Here is a 17,700-nt window from a genome sequence, read left to right as displayed (position 1 = left end):
CGGTCATGAAAAGAGCAGATCATGAGTGAAACATTGAACCAGATTCGCTTTCGCATCGATGGAATGGATTGCGCATCCTGCGCAGCCAAGATCGATACTGCCGTGCGACGGGTGCGTGGTATCGAGGATGTGTCCGTTTCTGTCACGGCAGGGACGATGACTGTCAGCCACGATGGAACAGGCGATCTCGACAAGGTTGCGAGCAAGGTCCGCAGCCTCGGCTATGGTGTCGAACCGATTGCTGAGGAAACAAAAGGCGGGGAAAAAACCGTAGCGAAACATGAGCATTCGCACGATCATTCTCACCACGACCACGACCACGACCACGACCATAGTGCGTGCGGGGGGCATCATGATCATCACGATCACGCCCACAACCATGAAGCTCATGACAAGGTTATTGCCGTAACGGCCAACAGTTTCCGCTTTCAGGTCGATGGCATGGATTGCGCATCCTGCGCGGCCAAGATCGATACTGCCGTGCGGCGGGTGTCGGGCGTAACGGATGTGTCCGTTTCCGTGACCAATGGCGCGATGACCGTCAATCATGATGGAACGGCACAGAGCGGTGAAATTGCCGGAAAGGTGACAGCGCTGGGCTACAAGACCGCGCTTGCCGAAATGGCTCTCCCCGGTGCCAGTTCAGCGCGGAAGACAACAGCGCCGACAAAGCCACTGCCGTGGTGGCGCTCGAAAAAAGGCCAGATGATGCTTGCCTGCGGCGGCGGGCTGGTCGCGGCCTATATTGTCGGGCATCTTTATCCATCCATCGCGCTCTGGGCCTTCACGGCTGCGATGCTGATCGGTCTCGTGCCGATTGCCAAGCGCGCCTATATGGCGGCCATCAACGGCACGCCGTTTTCCATCGAGATTCTGATGACGATCGCTGCAGTGAGCGCGATGTTCATCGGCGCGACCGAGGAAGCGGCAGCCGTCGTGTTTCTGTTTCTGGTTGGCGAGCTCCTTGAAGGCGTTGCCGCCGGAAAGGCGCGCGCCAGCATTCAATCCCTGACCACGCTGGTGCCGAAGACAGCCTTTCTTGAGAAAAACGGGGCGACCACCGAAGTTGCCGCCGACAGCCTGGCGGTCGGCGATGTGATCTCCGTGCGTCCGGGCGACCGTATGCCTGCGGACGGCGAAATCCTGACGGGCGAAAGCGCTGTCGATGAAGCGCCGGTCACCGGTGAAAGCACGCTGGTCGGGAAGGCTGAAGGCGACACGGTTTTTGCGGGTACGATCAACGGCGACGGCGTGTTGCGGGTCCGGGTCACGGCTGCGGCGCAGGACAACACCATCGCCCGCGTTGTGCGGCTGGTCGAGGAGGCGCAGGAAGCCAAGGCGCCGACGGAACGTTTCATCAATCGCTTCTCGACCTACTACACGCCGGGCGTGGTGGTTGTGGCCGCACTCGTCGCCATTCTGCCGCCGCTTGTCGCGGGTGGCGACTGGAATGAATGGGTCTACAAGGGGCTTGCGATCCTTCTGATCGGTTGCCCCTGCGCGCTGGTCATATCTACGCCTGCTGCCATTGCAGCGGCTCTCTCGTCGGGCGCACGGCGCGGCCTTCTGATGAAGGGCGGTGCGGTGCTGGAAACTATCGGTAAAATCACGGCGGCCTGTTTCGACAAGACCGGCACGCTGACCGAAGGCAAGCCGAAGGTGACAGATGTTCTCGCTGGTGACCTGCCCGAAGATGAGGTGCTGCGTCTTGCAGCCTCTCTGGATGTGGGCTCAAGCCATCCGCTGGCGCTGGCGATTGTCGGTGCCGCAGAACAGCGCAGCCTGAAACTGTCCGTTATCACGCAGGGCAAGGCCCATGGCGGCAAGGGTGTTTCAGGGACGGTTGGTGAAATGGACCTGTTTCTGGGGTCGCGCCGCGCCGCCAATGATATTGCGGCCATTCCGGATGCGCTGGCGAGCCGTATTGCCGCCTGCAACGATGACGGCAAGACCGTCTCTGTCCTTGTTGCCAACGGCAAGATTGCCGGTGCAATCGCCATGCGTGATGAACCGCGCGCCGATGCGATTGCCGGTTTGCAGGAATTGAAGGCGGCTAATATTCGTACGGTTATGCTGACCGGCGATAATCGTCGTACCGCAGAAGCCATTGGACACGACCTTGGTATTGAGGTGCGGGCAGAGCTTCTGCCGGAAGACAAGCAGCGCATCGTCGGCGAGTTGCGTAAAGAGGGTCTGATCGTCGCCAAGGTCGGTGATGGCATCAACGATGCGCCAGCGCTGGCTGCCGCCGATGTCGGCATCGCCATGGGCGGCGGCACCGATGTGGCGCTGGAAACCGCCGACGCCGCAGTTTTGCACGGACGCGTTGGCGATGTGGCGGAAATGGTCGATCTTTCCAGGCGAACCATGCGCAATATCCATCAGAACATTGCCATAGCGCTCGGTTTGAAAGCTGTCTTTCTGGTGACCACTGTGCTGGGCATTACAGGCCTCTGGCCCGCGATTCTGGCCGATACAGGCGCAACCGTTCTCGTGACTCTCAACGCTTTGCGGCTTCTCAGGCAACCGGCGCGATAAACTAATTGCTCGCGCTCCGTCCCTCATCCTGAGGAGCGGCCCGAGAAATCGAGGGCCGTGTCTCGAAGGGCGAGGGACGGCTCCATTTTAGGTGATTAACTGTCTCCAATCTTTCGAGACGGTATCCTTCGCGAGCTCAGGATACCTCCTCAAGATGAGGCGATGGGCAATCGCCCGAAAATTTACTCGCCGATCAGAACGCGGATGCGCTCGCTATATTGCTTGCCGAAGGCGAGATGTTCGGGATTGATATCCTTCAATTCGTCCACCAACTGCGGCTCACTCTCGGCATCAGCGGCGGCAAGGCTGCTCATGAGGGCGAAATAGCCGAGAATATAGTCGTGCGGCGTAATGTTCTGGGCCTTGAGCACTTCAACCACCTGCGGGCGGGATTCGACGCTCTTCACCATCTTGTCGAAGGAAGGCGTGGCATCCTGTCCTTCCTCGTCAGTGGCGGAAAGTTCCATGCCGCCTAGCTGCTCCTGTACTTTTTCCATGCGTGACAGGAAATCTTCGCTCAGCTTGAAATTGTTGATTTCGGCAGGCGTCTGCTTCGGCGCGACATCAAGCAGGTCGTCGGCAAACGCGACGCCTGTGGAAACGGGCAGGGCGATAAGGGAAAGGCCGAGGAAAACGGCGCAGCCTGCAATCTTGAAACGGGAAAACACCGTCATTGTTCTATCCTCGAACTGTGGAACGATTCGCGCTCTCAAATAGTAATAACATATGTCAGAACATATCCTTGCGCTTGCGTATTTCGGCAAACACGGCTTCGTCGGGTGCATCCTGCAGGCCGAGGCGGCTGCGAATGCCAGCATCATGCCAGCGCAGGAAGGGGTTCGTCGCCATTTCAAGCGCGATGCTTGACGGCAATGTCATGCGATCCGCGGCGCGAAGCCGCGCAATCTCGGTGGCACGTTCCTTGAGCGCGGAATTGGCCGGGTCGATGGTGAGCGCAAAGCGGGCATTGCTTTCGGTATATTCATGGCCGCAATAGACCGCCGTGTCGCCGGGAAGCGCAATCAGCTTCTGCAATGACTGGAACATGGTGAGCGGCGTTCCCTCGAAAAGCCGTCCGCAGCCCAGCGCGAACAGTGTATCGCCCGTGAAGACGGCTTTCGCATCGGGAAGATAATAGGATACTTCGCCCGCCGTATGGCCGGGCGTCGCGATGACCTTCACCCGGAAGAGACCGAAGGTGAATTCGTCGCCATCTTTCACCGTGCGGTCGATACCGGGAATCTTTGTTTCTTCCGCCTTGGGACCGATGATGTTGACCCCGTATTTCGCCTTCAGCGCTTCATTGCCCTCAACGTGGTCGAGATGGTGATGCGTGGTGAAGATGAAATCGAGCGTCCAGCCGCGCCGCTTCAGCGCCGCTTCGATTGCCGCTGCATCAGGCGCATCGATGGATGCGGTCAGTGCGCTTTGCGGGTCGTGGATCAGGACGCCATAATTGTCGCTGCGGCAGATGAACTGTTCGATTTCAAGCCGTGGTGCGATACTATTCATGGCGTCCGTCCTCCTGTTATGATGCGGTCTTGTTGTCTTCCGTCAGTGTATGCTTCTGGATAAGCGGCATTTGTAAAAGCGTGAAGACAATGGTGATGGGCATAATGCCCCACACCTTGAACGATACCCAGGCATCGGTCGAGAAGTTCCGCCAGACAAGCTCGTTGACTACGGCGAGAAAGATGAAGAACAGGCCCCAGCGGAAGGTTAACTTGCGCCATCCCTCGGCATCCAGCTTGAAAGCCGAATCGAACACATAACCAAGCAGGGATTTGCCGAAGAAGAGGCCGCCGAGCAGAATCACACCGAACAGCGTGTTGACGATGGTGGGCTTCATCTTGATGAAGGTGTCGTTGTGCAGCCAGAGTGTCAGCGCGCCGAATACCAGCACGACGATGCCTGAGACAAGCGGCATGATAGGCAGCGTGCGCGTCATCACCCATGAAATGGCGAGCGCGATCACAGTTGCGGCCATGAATAGGGCGGTTGCCAGAAAGATCGGCGCGCCGATGGAAGCCAGCACCGGGAAACGCTCGATCAGGCTTTCTCCACGCGCATTGGCGAAAAAGAAGACAAGAAGCGGTCCCAGCTCCAGCGCAAGCTTGAGCAGCGGCGGGACTTCCTTGCGTTCTGCTTCGGTCTTTTGTGACGGATCGCGTTCGAAAACGGGATGCTCCATCAGGCAACTCCTGCGATGGCACGGGCAAAATCCTTGGCCGCAAAGGGTTCCAGATCGTCGACACCTTCGCCGACACCGATGAAATAGATCGGCAGTTTATGCTTGGCCGAGATGGCGACAAGAATGCCGCCCCGTGCCGTGCCGTCAAGCTTGGTCATGACCAGACCGTTGACGCCGGCAATATTCTTGAAGATTTCGACCTGATTAAGGGCATTCTGGCCTGTTGTGGCGTCGAGCGTCTGAAGCACTGTATGCGGTGCTTCCGGATCGTGCTTGCCCAGCACGCGCACGATCTTGGCCAGTTCTTCCATCAGTTCGGCCTTGTTCTGCAACCGTCCTGCCGTATCGATGATGAGGACGTCGCTGCCCGCTTCCTTGGCCTTTTCCCATGCATCATAGGCAAGCCCCGCCGCATCGGCACCGAGCTTGGAGGAGACGACCGGCGAACCGGTGCGTTCGCCCCAGATATGCAATTGCTCGATAGCGGCTGCGCGGAACGTATCGCCTGCCGCCAGCATGACCTTGAGGCCGCCCGCGGTCAGTTTCGCGGCCAGCTTGCCGATTGTGGTGGTCTTGCCGGTGCCGTTGACGCCGACCACGAGGATGACATGCGGCTTGTGCGACAGATCAAGCTCCAGCGGCTTTGCCACGGGGCTGAGAACCTTTTCGATTTCCGCACCCATGATGGTGCGCACTTCCTCGCCGGTCACGTCCTTGCCGTAGCGACCCGAGGCAAGTGCATCGGTCACGCGCATGGCGGTTTCAAGCCCGAGATCAGCCTGGATCAGCACGTCTTCAAGATCCTGCAGCGTGTCGTCATCAAGCTTGCGCTTGGTGAAAATGCCGCCGATGGATTCGCTGAGCGAATTCGATGAACGCAGCAAACCGCGACGCAGGCGCTCGAACCAGGATAGCTTTGGCTCAGGCGCTGCTTCAACCGGCGCTTTTTCCTGATGTTCTTCAACGGCCTTGGCGACCTTGACCTTTTTGGGCTTCACCGGCTCTGGCTGAGGTGCGGGTTCGACCGCTTCCTCTACAACCGATGCATCCGGAGCTTTTGCGACTTCCGGCTGTTCGGGTTCAGCGACAGGTTCCGGCTCGGGCTCGATTGCAGGTTCCGGCGCAGGTGCTTCAACCGCGATTGGTTCCATCACCGGAGGCTGTTCAATCGGAATTTCAATCTCGGCAACCGGATGCTCCGGTTCTGCCTTTTTGTCTTCAACCGTTTCAGTCGCAGGCTCTTCAATCGGCTCAGGCTCGCTGGCGATCACCGGTGCTTCCGGTTCGGAAATGACCACTTCAACGACGGTGTTTTCCGTTTCTTTGGGCGTTTCGACGGTTTCAGGAAGCTGTGTTTCCAAAGCCGTTTCAACAGCGTCGGGTGCCGGTTGTTCGACCGGCTTTTCCTCGACCTCCTTCTTGCCGAAGGAGAACATTTTCTTGATGAAACCCATTGCCATGAAATCTGATGCCCTTAAGCTTTAAGCCGCTTGCGGCTCTGCCTGACGGGTGAGGAGTTTTTCACCGTCATGGCCTGTCACGATACGTTCGATGATTTCGCCCGGTGCGCCACCGTCCACCGATGCCAGCGTAAAGCCTTCCGTGCGCGCAATGCCTTCCTTCTCGATCAACAGGCGCTGCGCAGTGCCGTTGAGAGAAGCGAGGTGCTTTTCATAAGCATGGTCGCCAACGGCACGCAAACGCGCTGCACGTTCCTTGACGATTTCGCGCCGTACTTGCGGCATGCGGGCGGCGGGCGTGCCTTCGCGTGCACTGTAGGGGAAGACGTGCAGGTGGGACAGTCCGCATTCCTCGACGATTTTCAACGAGTTTGCGAACATCTCTTCAGTTTCGGTCGGGAAACCGGCAATGATGTCCGCGCCGAAGACGATATCGGGGCGCAGCGAACGCACCGTTTCGCAGAAGCGGATCGAATCGTCGCGCAGATGGCGGCGCTTCATGCGCTTGAGGATCATGTCGTCGCCCGCCTGTAGCGACAGATGCAGATGCGGCATCAGGCGCTTTTCATTGGCAATCGCATCCATCAGATCGTCATCGGCCTCGATGGAATCGATGGAGGAAAGACGCAGGCGCTGCAGATCCGGCACCTGATTAAGAACCGTTTTCACCAGCTTGCCGAGACGCAGGCTTCCCGGAAGATCGGGACCGTAGGAAGTCATGTCCACGCCGGTCAGCACCACTTCGGCATAACCGTTGCCGACAAGGCGTTTGACCTGATCCACCACCGCGCCCATCGGAACAGAGCGGGAGTTACCACGTCCATAAGGAATGATGCAGAAGGTGCAGCGATGATCGCAGCCGTTCTGCACCTGCACGAAGGCACGCGCGCGGCCTTCGATGGCATCGACCATGTGGCTCGCGGTTTCGCGCACTTCCATAATGTCGTTGACGCGGACCTTTTCGAACTGGTTGACGCCGAAATCCGGCAGCATCCGGTAGGAATTGGATTTCAGTTTTTCTTCATTGCCGAGAATAAGATCGACTTCGTCCATGGCGGCAAAATTGTCCGCTTCGGTTTGCGCAGCGCAGCCGGTGACAATGATGCGCGCTTCCGGGTTTTCACGGCGTGCCTTGCGGATCGCCTGACGCGCCTGACGCACGGCTTCCGCCGTCACGGCGCACGTGTTGAAGATGATCGCGCCATCCTTCAATTCGCCAAGTCCGGCGGCATCGGCTTCGCGTTTCATCACCTCTGATTCATAGGTGTTGAGACGGCATCCGAATGTTACGACTTCCACCGACATCAGGCTGCACCCCTGTCAGTTGGCCTGTCATTCTGGGCGTCGCGGCTCCATTCGCCGGTTGCAGGATCGAAAGTGCCTGAGAATTCCCACTCGGCAGGGCCGGTCATCATGACGTGATCATCGTCGCGCCACTCGATCTTGAGCGGGCCGCCGGGAACATTGACGGTAACCGCGCGTCCGGTGCGGCGCGTACGCACTGCGGACACGGCTGCGGCGCAGGCGGCGGAACCGCAGGCACGGGTCGGACCGGCACCACGCTCCCATGTGCGCAGATCGATTGTCTCGGACGAAGTGACATGGGCAATCGAGATATTGGCGCGCTCCGGAAAGATCGGATGATGCTCCAGAAGCGGTCCGAACTTCTCCAGCTCATAGGACCAGACATCGCGGTCGACCCAGAAGATGGCATGCGGGTTGCCCATAGATGCGACCGAGGGCGAATGCAGCACCGGCGCGTCGATGGGGCCGACCTGCAGTTCGATCATGCGCGTATCGCGAAATTCTTCGGCAAGCGGAATGTCCTGCCAGTCGAAGCGCGGCTTGCCCATATCGACTGAAATCAGGCCGTCCTCATGCTCGGTCGCGGTCAGAATTCCGGCGCGGGTTTCGAAGGTGAAATCCTGCTTGCTGGTCTCGGCGGCCAGCGCCTGCACGACGCAGCGCGTACCATTGCCGCAAGCCTGCGCTTCCGTGCCGTCGCAATTGATGATCGCAATATAGTTGTCGGTTCCCGCCGTGCGCGGATCGTGGATCGCCATGATCTGATCGAAGGCGGTTTCGCTGTCGCCTGCAAGACGGATCGCGGCTTCAGGCGTAATCCGGTCGGCGCGACCGCGCATGTCGGCAACGATGATCTGATTGCCGAGCCCGTTCATCTTGGCGAAGGCTGCCCTGGTGGCCATAACTATCGTGGTTCCGTTTTCCTGTGGCTTTGGTCGATAAAAGCCTATGGGACAATTAGCGTCTATATGGCGGAAAAGCCCGCAAATTGCCAGTACCCGCGACAGATTGCGAAAAGTTGCGGCCTGAGTGTTCCTGCAGAACAGGCGCCATTATCGGAGAAACTGTGGCCTTCCTGTCCCAGTTTCAAGATTATTAAGCGGTTTCGAGCATTCTTGAAGAGTTTGGGAGGCAAAAATGACAGGTGCCGGTGTTGCTTTTTTAACCATATAGCCATTTTATCGGTCCAATATTGTCACAATGCAGGGCTTCGGTAGGTAGCCCGGGGCATCCCCACCCCAGATGAGAAATGCGGAAATGGAGAACCTGATGGGAATTTCGAAAGCAAGTCTGCTCGGCCTCGCGGCGGCTGGCATTGTCCTGGCCGGTTGCCAGAGCTCCCGGTTCGGCAATCTCGATACGGTTTCGCCACCACCGCCACCGCCGCCGGTCAATGCCGCTCCGGCAGGCACGGTGCAGAAGGGCAATCTTAATTCTCCCAATGCTTCGCAATTTCCGACGGCTCCGACCACGGACCCGAATGCGCAGCCCGGCACGCAGGTTGCAAGCCTGCCGCCGGCATCCGCGCCCGATCTGACGCCAGGCTCTGTCGCCGGTGTCTGGAACGCATCGCTCGGCGGCCAGAGCTGCAAGATCGCGACGCCGCAGACCAAATATGGTCAGGGCTTCCGCGCAGGTCCGTTGCGCTGCCCGGGTGAACTCGGCAATCTCGCTTCCTGGGCCGTCAACGGCAAGCAGCTCGTTCTCTATGATGCGAATGGCGGTACCGTCGCTTCGCTCTATTCGTCAGGACAGAGCCGCTTCGACGGACAGACGTCGGGCGGTCAGGCTGTTTCGCTTTCGCGCTAAGACATTCTTTCGCTTGGAGCGCATTTCGATCTGATTGAATCAGATCGAAATGCGCTCCAATTGTTTTGTTTGCCGCGCATCTTTCCCGAAAACCGTTTCACACTTTTCGGGATACGCTCTAAAGACAGGCGGATCATCGCGAGATGGTCCGCCGTTTTTGCAATTGAAAGGTTGAACGGAAGCAATCATGTCTTTCGACGGTAATCTGAAGGCGTTCCCCTCGGTTCGCGAACATTATGATGCGATGGTCGCGGCAGGTGATGTGGAAGCCGATCCCGCTCAACTCGAACTCACCGACCGTTACGACCGGCTGATCGAGGAAATCTGCACCAAACGCCTGTCACGCAAATCGAGCGCGCTCGGCTGGCTGTTCGGCAAGCGCAAGGAAGCAACGAGCATCATCAAGGGGCTTTACGTGCACGGCGAGGTCGGGCGCGGCAAGACCATGCTGATGGACATGTTCTTTTCGCTTCTGCCGGCGGAACGCAAGCGCCGCGCGCATTTCAACGACTTCATGGCCGATGTGCATGAGCGCATCTATGCGCATCGTCAGGCGCATAAGCGCGGCGAAACCAAGCAGGACGATCCGATCCCGCCGGTCGCCGATGCCTTGAGCCAGCAGGCGTGGGTTCTCTGTTTCGATGAATTCACAGTCACGGATATTGCCGATGCGATGATCCTGTCGCGCCTGTTCAGCGCCTTGTTCGCCCGTGGCGTGGTGCTGGTGGCGACATCCAACGTCGCGCCGGACAATCTTTATCGCGATGGGCTGAACCGGCAGCTCTTCCTGCCCTTCATCGGTATCCTCAAGCAGCATGTCGATGTGATCAACCTCGATTCGCGCACCGATTACCGCCTTGAAAAACTCGACCGCCAGCCAGTCTATCTGTCACCGCTGGGGTCTGAAACGACCAAGCGCATGGATGCGGCCTGGGCGGCGCAAAAGGACGGTGCGCACGAAAAGCCGGACGTCATCCGCATTAAGGGTCGCGACATCGAAGTGCCGCGCGCCATTTTGGGCGCGGCGCGCTTTACTTTCGATGCACTCTGTTCGAAGCCGCTTGGTGCCTCGGACTATATCGCTATCGTCAAGCACTATCCGACGCTGTTCATCGACGATGTGCCGGTGCTGGACTATTCGCGTCGCAATGAGGCCAAGCGCTTCATTCTGCTGGTTGACGTGCTCTATGATCACCACGCGCGCGTGTTCATTTCCGCTGAAGCCCAGCCGGAAAAGCTCTATCTTGCCAGCCAGGGCACAGAGGCGTTTGAGTTCGACCGCACCGCTTCCCGTCTCTTCGAGATGCAGAGCGCGGACTATCTGGCCGAACCGCCCGGCAAGGCCGGATAGATCATTCCCATATCAGGCTGGCCGATCATCAGATTGGCCGGTCATTAGATTGGCCCGTCATTAGATTGGCATAGTCTGGACTTATAAGCCCGGTGAGCTATGTTGCTCACGCAATTCATACTGGAACTGCGGCATGTTCGTGCCGGGTTTTGTTACAGCATCGGCCCAAAATCGGCCCAAAACCAGATTAAGGTCGGGCTGGTTTCGAACCGGTGGGCAACCTTGATGGAATTCGCAGCTTGCCGGTTGCTCCTTCACCGCTTCGTCGGGGATGGTTTGCAGCGGTAGGGAAGGGTGGATTTGCCTTGATATTGACAAATTATCTTACGTTTACGTAAGAACAGATAATTCTAACCGATTGAAAACATTAGTCGCAAAATAATGAGTTGAGTTTATCGCCAAAGAGTCCTATCTCGCAGTTCCAACGCTTGAGCGTTTCCGGGGAGGTTTCCGGATGGCTTGATGCGTTTCTGGATCAAAAGTGAGGAAAGAAACAATCATGGCACGCAACAAGATTGCCCTCATCGGCTCCGGCATGATCGGCGGCACGCTCGCCCATCTGGCTGGTCTGAAGGAACTCGGCGACGTCGTCCTTTTCGACATTGCGGAAGGCACCCCGCAGGGTAAGGGACTGGATATCGCCGAATCTTCTCCGGTTGACGGTTTTGATGCGAAATACACCGGCGCCAACGACTATGCTGCCATTGAAGGCGCAGACGTTGTCATCGTGACCGCAGGCGTGCCGCGCAAGCCGGGCATGAGCCGCGACGACCTTCTGGGCATCAACCTCAAGGTGATGGAACAGGTTGGCGCGGGCATCAAGAAATATGCGCCTGAAGCTTTCGTCATCTGCATCACCAATCCATTGGACGCCATGGTCTGGGCTCTGCAGAAGTTCTCCGGTCTTCCGGCGCACAAGGTTGTCGGCATGGCTGGTGTTCTCGACAGCGCCCGCTTCCGTTATTTCCTCTCGGAAGAGTTCAACGTTTCGGTTGAGGACGTCACCGCATTCGTGCTCGGCGGCCACGGCGACTCAATGGTTCCGCTGGCCCGTTATTCGACCGTTGCCGGTATTCCGCTGCCCGACCTCGTCAAGATGGGCTGGACCAGCCAGGAAAAGCTCGACAAGATCATCCAGCGCACCCGTGACGGCGGCGCGGAAATCGTCGGCCTGCTCAAGACGGGTTCGGCTTTCTACGCTCCGGCAGCGTCGGCCATCCAGATGGCTGAATCCTACCTCAAGGACAAGAAGCGCGTTCTGCCAGTGGCAGCACAGTTGACTGGCCAGTATGGCGTCAAGGACATGTATGTCGGTGTGCCGACCGTGATTGGCGCCAATGGCGTCGAGCGCATCATTGAAATCGATCTCGACAAGGACGAAAAGGCCGAGTTCGAAAAGTCGGTCGCATCTGTTGCCGGTCTTTGCGAAGCCTGCATCGGTATCGCTCCGTCGCTGAAGTAAAATTCCAGACAAGGCCGGATTGCCGCCTGCGGGCGGCTCCGGCCTTTTCCGGCTGTCAATCCGTAACGGTTCCGTCCAATTCCAATTGCGACGGACCGGGAATCCGCAGAGGACAACCAGATGAATATTCACGAATACCAGGCCAAGCGCCTGCTTCACACCTTCGGCGCACCGATCGCCAATGGTGTGGCTGTCTATTCCGTCGAACAGGCGGAAGAATGGGCAAAGACGCTTCCAGGCCCGCTTTATGTCGTCAAGAGCCAGATCCATGCTGGCGGACGCGGCAAAGGCAAGTTCAAGGAACTGCCAGCCGATGCAAAGGGCGGCGTGCGCCTCGCCAAGTCTGTCGAGGAAGTGGTTGCCCATGCGAAGGAAATGCTTGGGCATACGCTCGTGACCAAGCAGACCGGTGAAGCTGGCAAGCAGGTCAACCGCCTTTACATCGAAGACGGTGCCGACATCGACCGTGAGCTTTATCTCTCGATCCTGATCGACCGCACCGTTGGCCGTCCGGCTTTCGTCGTTTCGACCGAAGGCGGCATGGACATCGAAGCTGTTGCCGAAGAAACCCCGGAGAAGATCATCACTGTTGCTATCGATCCCGCCAAGGGCGTGACCGATGAAGACGCCAACAAGCTCGCCGACGCGCTGAAGCTTGAAGGTGCAGCACGTGAAGACGGCCTCAAGCTGTTCCCGATCCTCTACAAGGCCTTCACCGAGAAGGACATGAGCCTTCTGGAAATCAACCCGCTGATCGTCATGACCGATGGCCGCGTGCGCGTTCTCGATGCCAAGGTATCGTTCGACGGCAATGCACTGTTCCGTCATCCTGACATTCAGGAACTGCGCGATCTGTCGGAGGAAGACGAAAAGGAAATCGAAGCTTCCAAGCACGATCTCGCTTACGTCGCTCTCGACGGCAACATCGGCTGCATGGTCAATGGCGCTGGCCTTGCCATGGCAACCATGGACATCATCAAGCTCTACGGTGCCGAGCCTGCCAACTTCCTCGACGTTGGTGGCGGCGCTACCAAGGAGAAGGTGACGGCTGCCTTCAAGATCATCACCGCTGATCCGGCTGTCCAGGGCATTCTGGTCAACATCTTCGGCGGCATCATGAAGTGCGACGTCATTGCCGAAGGCGTGATCGCCGCAGTCAAGGAAGTCGGCCTCAAGGTTCCGCTGGTTGTCCGTCTTGAAGGCACCAATGTGGAACTCGGCAAGAAGATCATCAACGAGAGCGGCCTGAACGTCATTTCGGCCGACGATCTCGACGATGCGGCGCAGAAGATCGTCGCTGCAGTGAAGGGGAATTGAGGCATGTCCATTCTCGTTAACAAGGACACCAAGGTTCTCGTACAGGGCCTGACCGGCAAGACCGGTACTTTCCACACCGAACAGGCGCTTGCTTACTACGGCACGCAGATGGTCGGTGGCGTGCACCCGAAGAAGGGTGGCGAAACCTGGGAAGGTTCCAAGGGTGAAAAGCTCCCGATCTTCGCAACCGTCGCAGAAGCCAAGGAGCGCACGGGCGCCGATGCTTCCGTGATCTACGTTCCGCCAGCAGGTGCTGCCGACGCGATCATCGAAGCCATCGAGGCTGAGGTTCCGTTCATTGTCTGCATCACCGAAGGCATTCCGGTTCTGGATATGGTTCGCGTCAAGGAGCGCCTGGAACGCTCGAAGTCGCGCCTGCTCGGACCAAACTGCCCTGGCATCCTGACCCCTGAAGAATGCAAGATCGGCATCATGCCGGGCAATATCTTCAAGAAGGGTTCGGTGGGTGTTGTTTCCCGCTCCGGCACGCTTACCTATGAAGCAGTGTTCCAGACCTCGAACGAGGGCCTCGGCCAGACCACCGCTGTCGGTATCGGCGGCGATCCGGTCAAGGGCACTGAGTTCATCGACGTCCTGGAAATGTTCCTGGCCGACGACGAAACCAAGTCGATCGTCATGATCGGCGAAATCGGCGGTTCGGCTGAAGAAGATGCGGCTCAGTTCCTCAAGGACGAAGCCAAGCGCGGCCGCAAGAAGCCGATGGTCGGCTTCATCGCTGGCCGTACGGCTCCTGCCGGACGCACCATGGGCCATGCTGGCGCCGTGATCTCCGGCGGCAAGGGCGGCGCGGAAGACAAGATTGCCGCCATGGAATCGGCTGGCATTCGCGTGTCGCCGTCGCCTGCGCAGCTCGGCAAGACGCTGGTCGAAGTCCTCAAGGGCTGAGAACGCGTATCGATCTGAATATCCCGGCGGCGGCGAAAGCCGCTGCCGGTTTAGCATAACAGCGGGTCATACGATCCGGCTGAGAGCGCATCCCGAAAAGTGTGAAACGGTTTTCGGATAAGATGCGCGTTAAGACAAAAGTTTAGAGCGGCGATCTGATTTAATCAGATCGAAGCGCGCTCTAGAGGGACGGATATCCGTTCCGACGCGTAGAGTTTAGTCATGCCGGGGTCTGTAGCGGTTCCTCCCCGGCGGCGTGAGGGATGAAGTTTCGAACTTCCGGCCCGCGCAAGATGAGCCACTGACAAGGAGACGGAGCGCTGCTCCGGATAGGCTATGGCAAGGCAAGAACAAGCCAACGACGTTTTCGCCCTTACCTCATTCCTCTATGGCGGCAATGCCGACTATATCGAGGAGCTGTACGCCAAATATGAGGACGATCCGAATTCGGTCGATCCGCAGTGGCGCGATTTCTTCGCGAAGCTGGGCGACAATGCCGACGACGTGAAGAAGAATGCGGAAGGTCCGAGCTGGACCAGAAAGAACTGGCCGATTGCTGCCAATGGCGAACTCGTTTCCGCACTCGACGGCAACTGGGCCGAAGTTGAAAAGCATGTCACTGACAAACTGAAGGGCAAGGCTGCAAAGGGCGAAGCGAAGGGCGCAACCGGCGCGGCCCTGACCAGCGAAGAGATTACGCAGGCTGCACGCGACAGCGTTCGCGCCATCATGATGATCCGCGCCTATCGCATGCGCGGCCATCTGCACGCCAATCTCGATCCGCTCGGTCTCTCCGAAAAGCCGAACGACTATAACGAGCTGGAGCCGGAAAATTACGGTTTCACGCCTGCCGACTACAACCGCAAGATCTTCATCGACAACGTGCTCGGCCTCGAATATGCGACCGTGCCGGAAATGCTCGACATTCTGAAGCGTACCTATTGCGGCACGATCGGCGTCGAGTTCATGCATATCTCCGATCCGGCTGAAAAGGCCTGGATTCAGGAACGCATCGAAGGTCCGGACAAAAAGGTTGCCTTCACGCCGGAAGGCAAGAAGGCCATCCTGTCGAAGCTGATCGAAGCGGAAGGCTTCGAGCAGTTCATCGACGTCAAGTACAAGGGCACCAAGCGTTTCGGCCTCGATGGCGGTGAATCGCTGATTCCGGCCCTTGAGCAGATCGTCAAGCGCGGCGGCGCTATGGGCGTCAAGGAAATCATCTTCGGCATGGCCCACCGTGGTCGTCTGAACGTGCTTAGCCAGGTCATGGGCAAGCCGCATCGCGCCATCTTCCACGAATTCAAGGGCGGCTCCTATGCGCCGGACGACGTGGAAGGCTCGGGCGACGTGAAGTACCATCTGGGCGCTTCGTCGGATCGTGAGTTCGACGGCAACAAGGTTCACCTGTCGCTGACCGCCAACCCGTCGCATCTGGAAATCGTCAACCCGGTCGTGATGGGCAAGGCTCGCGCCAAGCAGGATCTGCTGGCTGGTCGCACCCGCGACGACATGGTTCCACTCGCAACGCGCGCCAAGGTTCTGCCGCTGCTCCTGCATGGCGATGCTGCCTTTGCCGGTCAGGGTGTCGTGGCCGAGTGTCTCGGTCTTTCGGGCCTGAAAGGCCATCGCGTCGCCGGTACGGTTCACTTCATCATCAACAACCAGATCGGTTTCACCACCAATCCGGCCTTCTCGCGTTCGTCGCCTTATCCGTCGGATGTAGCGAAAATGATCGAAGCGCCGATCTTCCACGTCAATGGCGACGATCCGGAAGCTGTGGTGTTTGCCGCCAAGGTTGCGACCGAGTTCCGCATGACCTTCCACAAGCCGGTGGTCATCGACATGTTCTGCTATCGCCGCTTCGGTCACAACGAGGGCGATGAGCCGTCTTTCACCCAGCCGCTGATGTACAAGGCGATCCGTGCGCACAAGACGACGGTTCAGCTCTATAGCGACAAGCTGATTGCGGAAGGTCTGATCAAGCAGGAAGAAATCGACCAGATGAAAGCGCAGTGGCGCGAAAATCTGGAAACCGAATTCGACGCCGGACAGAGCTACAAGCCGAACAAGGCCGACTGGCTGGACGGTGCGTGGGCTGGTCTGCGCACCGCAGACAACGCCGACGAACAGCGCCGCGGCAAGACCGCCGTGCCGGTGAAGACGCTGAAGGAAATCGGCAAGAAGCTGGTTGAAGTGCCGAAGGACTTCCACGTCCATCGCACGATCCAGCGCTTCCTCGACAACCGTGCCAAGATGATGGAAACGGGCGAAGGCATTGACTGGGCAACGGCAGAAGCGCTTGCTTTCGGTTCGCTGGTCGCGGAAGGCAATCCGATCCGTTTCTCAGGTCAGGATGTCGAGCGCGGCACCTTCTCGCAGCGCCATACGGTTCTCTACGATCAGGAGACCCAGAACCGCTACATCCCGCTCAACAATATCCAGAAGGGTCAGGCGATCTACGAGGTCATCAATTCGATGCTCTCGGAAGAAGCAGTTCTCGGCTACGAATACGGCTATTCGCTGTCCGAACCGCGTGCGCTGGTTCTGTGGGAAGCCCAGTTCGGCGATTTCGCCAACGGTGCACAGGTCGTGTTCGACCAGTTCATCTCGTCGGGCGAACGCAAGTGGTTGCGCATGTCCGGTCTGGTCTGCCTTCTGCCGCATGGCTATGAAGGTCAGGGTCCGGAACACTCCTCGGCTCGTCTGGAGCGTTATCTCCAGCTCTGCGCCGAAGACAACATGCAGGTTGCCAACGTTACGACGCCGGCCAACTACTTCCATATTCTGCGCCGCCAGATGAAGCGCGACTTCCGCAAGCCGCTCATCATGATGACGCCGAAGTCGCTGCTGCGCCACAAGCGCGCCGTTTCGACCTTGGCCGAAATGTCGGGCGAATCCTCGTTCCACCGCCTGCTGTGGGATGATGCGCAATATAACAAGGACGAAGGCATCAAGCTCCAGAAGGATGCAAAGATCCGTCGCGTCGTGCTCTGCTCGGGCAAGGTCTATTACGATCTCTACGAAGAGCGTGAAAAGCGCGGCATCGATGACGTCTATCTGCTGCGTGTCGAACAGCTTTATCCGTTCCCGGCCAAGGCGCTCATCAACGAGCTGTCACGCTTCCGCCATGCGGAAATGGTCTGGTGCCAGGAAGAGCCGAAGAACATGGGTGCATGGTCGTTCATCGACCCGTATCTGGAATGGGTGCTGGCTCATATCGACGCCAAGCATCAGCGCGTGCGCTATGCGGGCCGTCCGGCCGCAGCATCGCCTGCAACAGGTCTGATGTCGAAGCATCTTGCGCAGCTTGCTGCTTTCCTTGAGGATGCACTCGGTAACTGATCCGGGTTAGAGTTCTGGG

The 17,700-nt window shown here is 58.4% G+C and carries 13 protein-coding genes; 7 read left to right on the top strand and 6 right to left on the bottom strand.

What is annotated here, in order from left to right; translation table 11 throughout:
* Window positions 1–21: 21 nt before the first annotated feature.
* The gene (locus FIB18_RS09495) at window positions 22–2,538 is read left to right on the top strand and encodes a heavy metal translocating P-type ATPase (RefSeq protein ID WP_140020478.1); all 2,517 of its coding nucleotides are present in this window, start codon (window positions 22–24) and stop codon (window positions 2,536–2,538) included.
* Window positions 2,539–2,720: 182 nt separating this feature from the next.
* Here FIB18_RS09495 and FIB18_RS09490 read toward each other — a convergent pair whose 3' ends face one another.
* From FIB18_RS09490 to dapF, 6 genes are read right to left on the bottom strand one after another with little or no spacing between them, the layout of a single operon-like run.
* Window positions 2,721–3,212, bottom strand: a complete 492-nt coding sequence (locus FIB18_RS09490; protein ID WP_140020477.1) for a hypothetical protein — start codon at window positions 3,210–3,212, stop codon at window positions 2,721–2,723.
* 55 nt (window positions 3,213–3,267) lie between these two features.
* On the bottom strand, window positions 3,268–4,050 hold the full coding sequence (gloB, locus tag FIB18_RS09485) for a hydroxyacylglutathione hydrolase (RefSeq protein WP_140020476.1): 783 nt from the start codon (window positions 4,048–4,050) through the stop codon (window positions 3,268–3,270).
* A 16-nt stretch (window positions 4,051–4,066) separates the two neighbouring features.
* Window positions 4,067–4,729: a septation protein A gene (locus FIB18_RS09480; RefSeq protein WP_140020475.1), complete on the bottom strand. Its 663-nt coding sequence runs from the start codon at window positions 4,727–4,729 to the stop codon at window positions 4,067–4,069.
* The gene (gene ftsY, locus FIB18_RS09475) at window positions 4,729–6,189 is read right to left on the bottom strand and encodes a signal recognition particle-docking protein FtsY (protein WP_140020474.1); all 1,461 of its coding nucleotides are present in this window, start codon (window positions 6,187–6,189) and stop codon (window positions 4,729–4,731) included. Before ftsY ends, FIB18_RS09480 begins: the two co-directional genes overlap by 1 nt.
* A 21-nt stretch (window positions 6,190–6,210) precedes the next feature.
* Window positions 6,211–7,494 (bottom strand): tRNA (N(6)-L-threonylcarbamoyladenosine(37)-C(2))-methylthiotransferase MtaB, encoded by a 1,284-nt coding sequence (gene mtaB / locus FIB18_RS09470; RefSeq protein ID WP_140020473.1) that lies wholly within the window; start codon window positions 7,492–7,494, stop codon window positions 6,211–6,213.
* A complete protein-coding gene (gene dapF, locus FIB18_RS09465; RefSeq protein ID WP_140020472.1) occupies window positions 7,494–8,396 on the bottom strand; it encodes a diaminopimelate epimerase in 903 nt (300 codons plus the stop codon). Before dapF ends, mtaB begins: the two co-directional genes overlap by 1 nt.
* A 367-nt stretch (window positions 8,397–8,763) precedes the next feature.
* On the opposite strand from dapF, the gene FIB18_RS09460 reads away from it, so the two are divergent.
* The 6 genes from FIB18_RS09460 to FIB18_RS09435 all read left to right on the top strand — a co-directional run bounded on the left by FIB18_RS09460 (window position 8,764) and on the right by FIB18_RS09435 (window position 17,681).
* Window positions 8,764–9,303 carry a protease inhibitor Inh/omp19 family protein gene (locus FIB18_RS09460; RefSeq protein ID WP_140020471.1) on the top strand — a complete coding sequence of 180 codons (540 nt, stop codon included), beginning with the start codon at window positions 8,764–8,766 and terminating at the stop codon, window positions 9,301–9,303.
* A gap of 187 nt (window positions 9,304–9,490) precedes the next feature.
* Window positions 9,491–10,654, top strand: coding sequence for a cell division protein ZapE (gene zapE, locus FIB18_RS09455; RefSeq protein ID WP_140020470.1), 1,164 nt, complete (start codon window positions 9,491–9,493; stop codon window positions 10,652–10,654).
* A 499-nt stretch (window positions 10,655–11,153) separates the two neighbouring features.
* Window positions 11,154–12,116 (top strand): malate dehydrogenase, encoded by a 963-nt coding sequence (gene mdh, locus FIB18_RS09450; RefSeq protein ID WP_105542887.1) that lies wholly within the window; start codon window positions 11,154–11,156, stop codon window positions 12,114–12,116.
* A gap of 120 nt (window positions 12,117–12,236) precedes the next feature.
* Window positions 12,237–13,433, top strand: coding sequence for an ADP-forming succinate--CoA ligase subunit beta (gene sucC, locus FIB18_RS09445; protein WP_105542886.1), 1,197 nt, complete (start codon window positions 12,237–12,239; stop codon window positions 13,431–13,433).
* A 3-nt stretch (window positions 13,434–13,436) separates the two neighbouring features.
* Window positions 13,437–14,339 carry a succinate--CoA ligase subunit alpha gene (gene sucD, locus FIB18_RS09440; RefSeq protein ID WP_140020469.1) on the top strand — a complete coding sequence of 301 codons (903 nt, stop codon included), beginning with the start codon at window positions 13,437–13,439 and terminating at the stop codon, window positions 14,337–14,339.
* Between the two features lie 336 nt (window positions 14,340–14,675).
* A complete protein-coding gene (locus FIB18_RS09435) occupies window positions 14,676–17,681 on the top strand; it encodes a 2-oxoglutarate dehydrogenase E1 component (protein ID WP_140020468.1) in 3,006 nt (1,001 codons plus the stop codon).
* Window positions 17,682–17,700: the final 19 nt, after the last annotated feature.

The sequence above is a fragment of the Brucella pecoris genome (genome assembly GCF_006376675.1).
Taxonomy (GTDB): domain Bacteria; phylum Pseudomonadota; class Alphaproteobacteria; order Rhizobiales; family Rhizobiaceae; genus Brucella; species Brucella pecoris.
Note: the sequence above shows the minus strand (reverse complement) of the source record. Positions and strands in the feature narration are given on the sequence as shown.

Excerpts from the sequence above, each read along its gene's own strand:
- FIB18_RS09490 (WP_140020477.1), bottom strand. The coding sequence starts at position 3,212 with ATGACGGTGTTTTCCCGTTTCAAGATTGCAGGCTGCGCCGTTTTCCTC.
- FIB18_RS09495 (WP_140020478.1), top strand. The coding sequence starts at position 22 with ATGAGTGAAACATTGAACCAGATTCGCTTTCGCATCGATGGAATGGAT.
- mdh (WP_105542887.1), top strand. The coding sequence starts at position 11,154 with ATGGCACGCAACAAGATTGCCCTCATCGGCTCCGGCATGATCGGCGGC.
- sucD (WP_140020469.1), top strand. The coding sequence starts at position 13,437 with ATGTCCATTCTCGTTAACAAGGACACCAAGGTTCTCGTACAGGGCCTG.
- ftsY (WP_140020474.1), bottom strand. The coding sequence starts at position 6,189 with ATGGCAATGGGTTTCATCAAGAAAATGTTCTCCTTCGGCAAGAAGGAG.
- FIB18_RS09460 (WP_140020471.1), top strand. The coding sequence starts at position 8,764 with ATGGGAATTTCGAAAGCAAGTCTGCTCGGCCTCGCGGCGGCTGGCATT.
- mtaB (WP_140020473.1), bottom strand. The coding sequence starts at position 7,494 with ATGTCGGTGGAAGTCGTAACATTCGGATGCCGTCTCAACACCTATGAA.
- gloB (WP_140020476.1), bottom strand. The coding sequence starts at position 4,050 with ATGAATAGTATCGCACCACGGCTTGAAATCGAACAGTTCATCTGCCGC.
- FIB18_RS09480 (WP_140020475.1), bottom strand. The coding sequence starts at position 4,729 with ATGGAGCATCCCGTTTTCGAACGCGATCCGTCACAAAAGACCGAAGCA.
- zapE (WP_140020470.1), top strand. The coding sequence starts at position 9,491 with ATGTCTTTCGACGGTAATCTGAAGGCGTTCCCCTCGGTTCGCGAACAT.
- dapF (WP_140020472.1), bottom strand. The coding sequence starts at position 8,396 with ATGGCCACCAGGGCAGCCTTCGCCAAGATGAACGGGCTCGGCAATCAG.
- FIB18_RS09435 (WP_140020468.1), top strand. The coding sequence starts at position 14,676 with ATGGCAAGGCAAGAACAAGCCAACGACGTTTTCGCCCTTACCTCATTC.
- sucC (WP_105542886.1), top strand. The coding sequence starts at position 12,237 with ATGAATATTCACGAATACCAGGCCAAGCGCCTGCTTCACACCTTCGGC.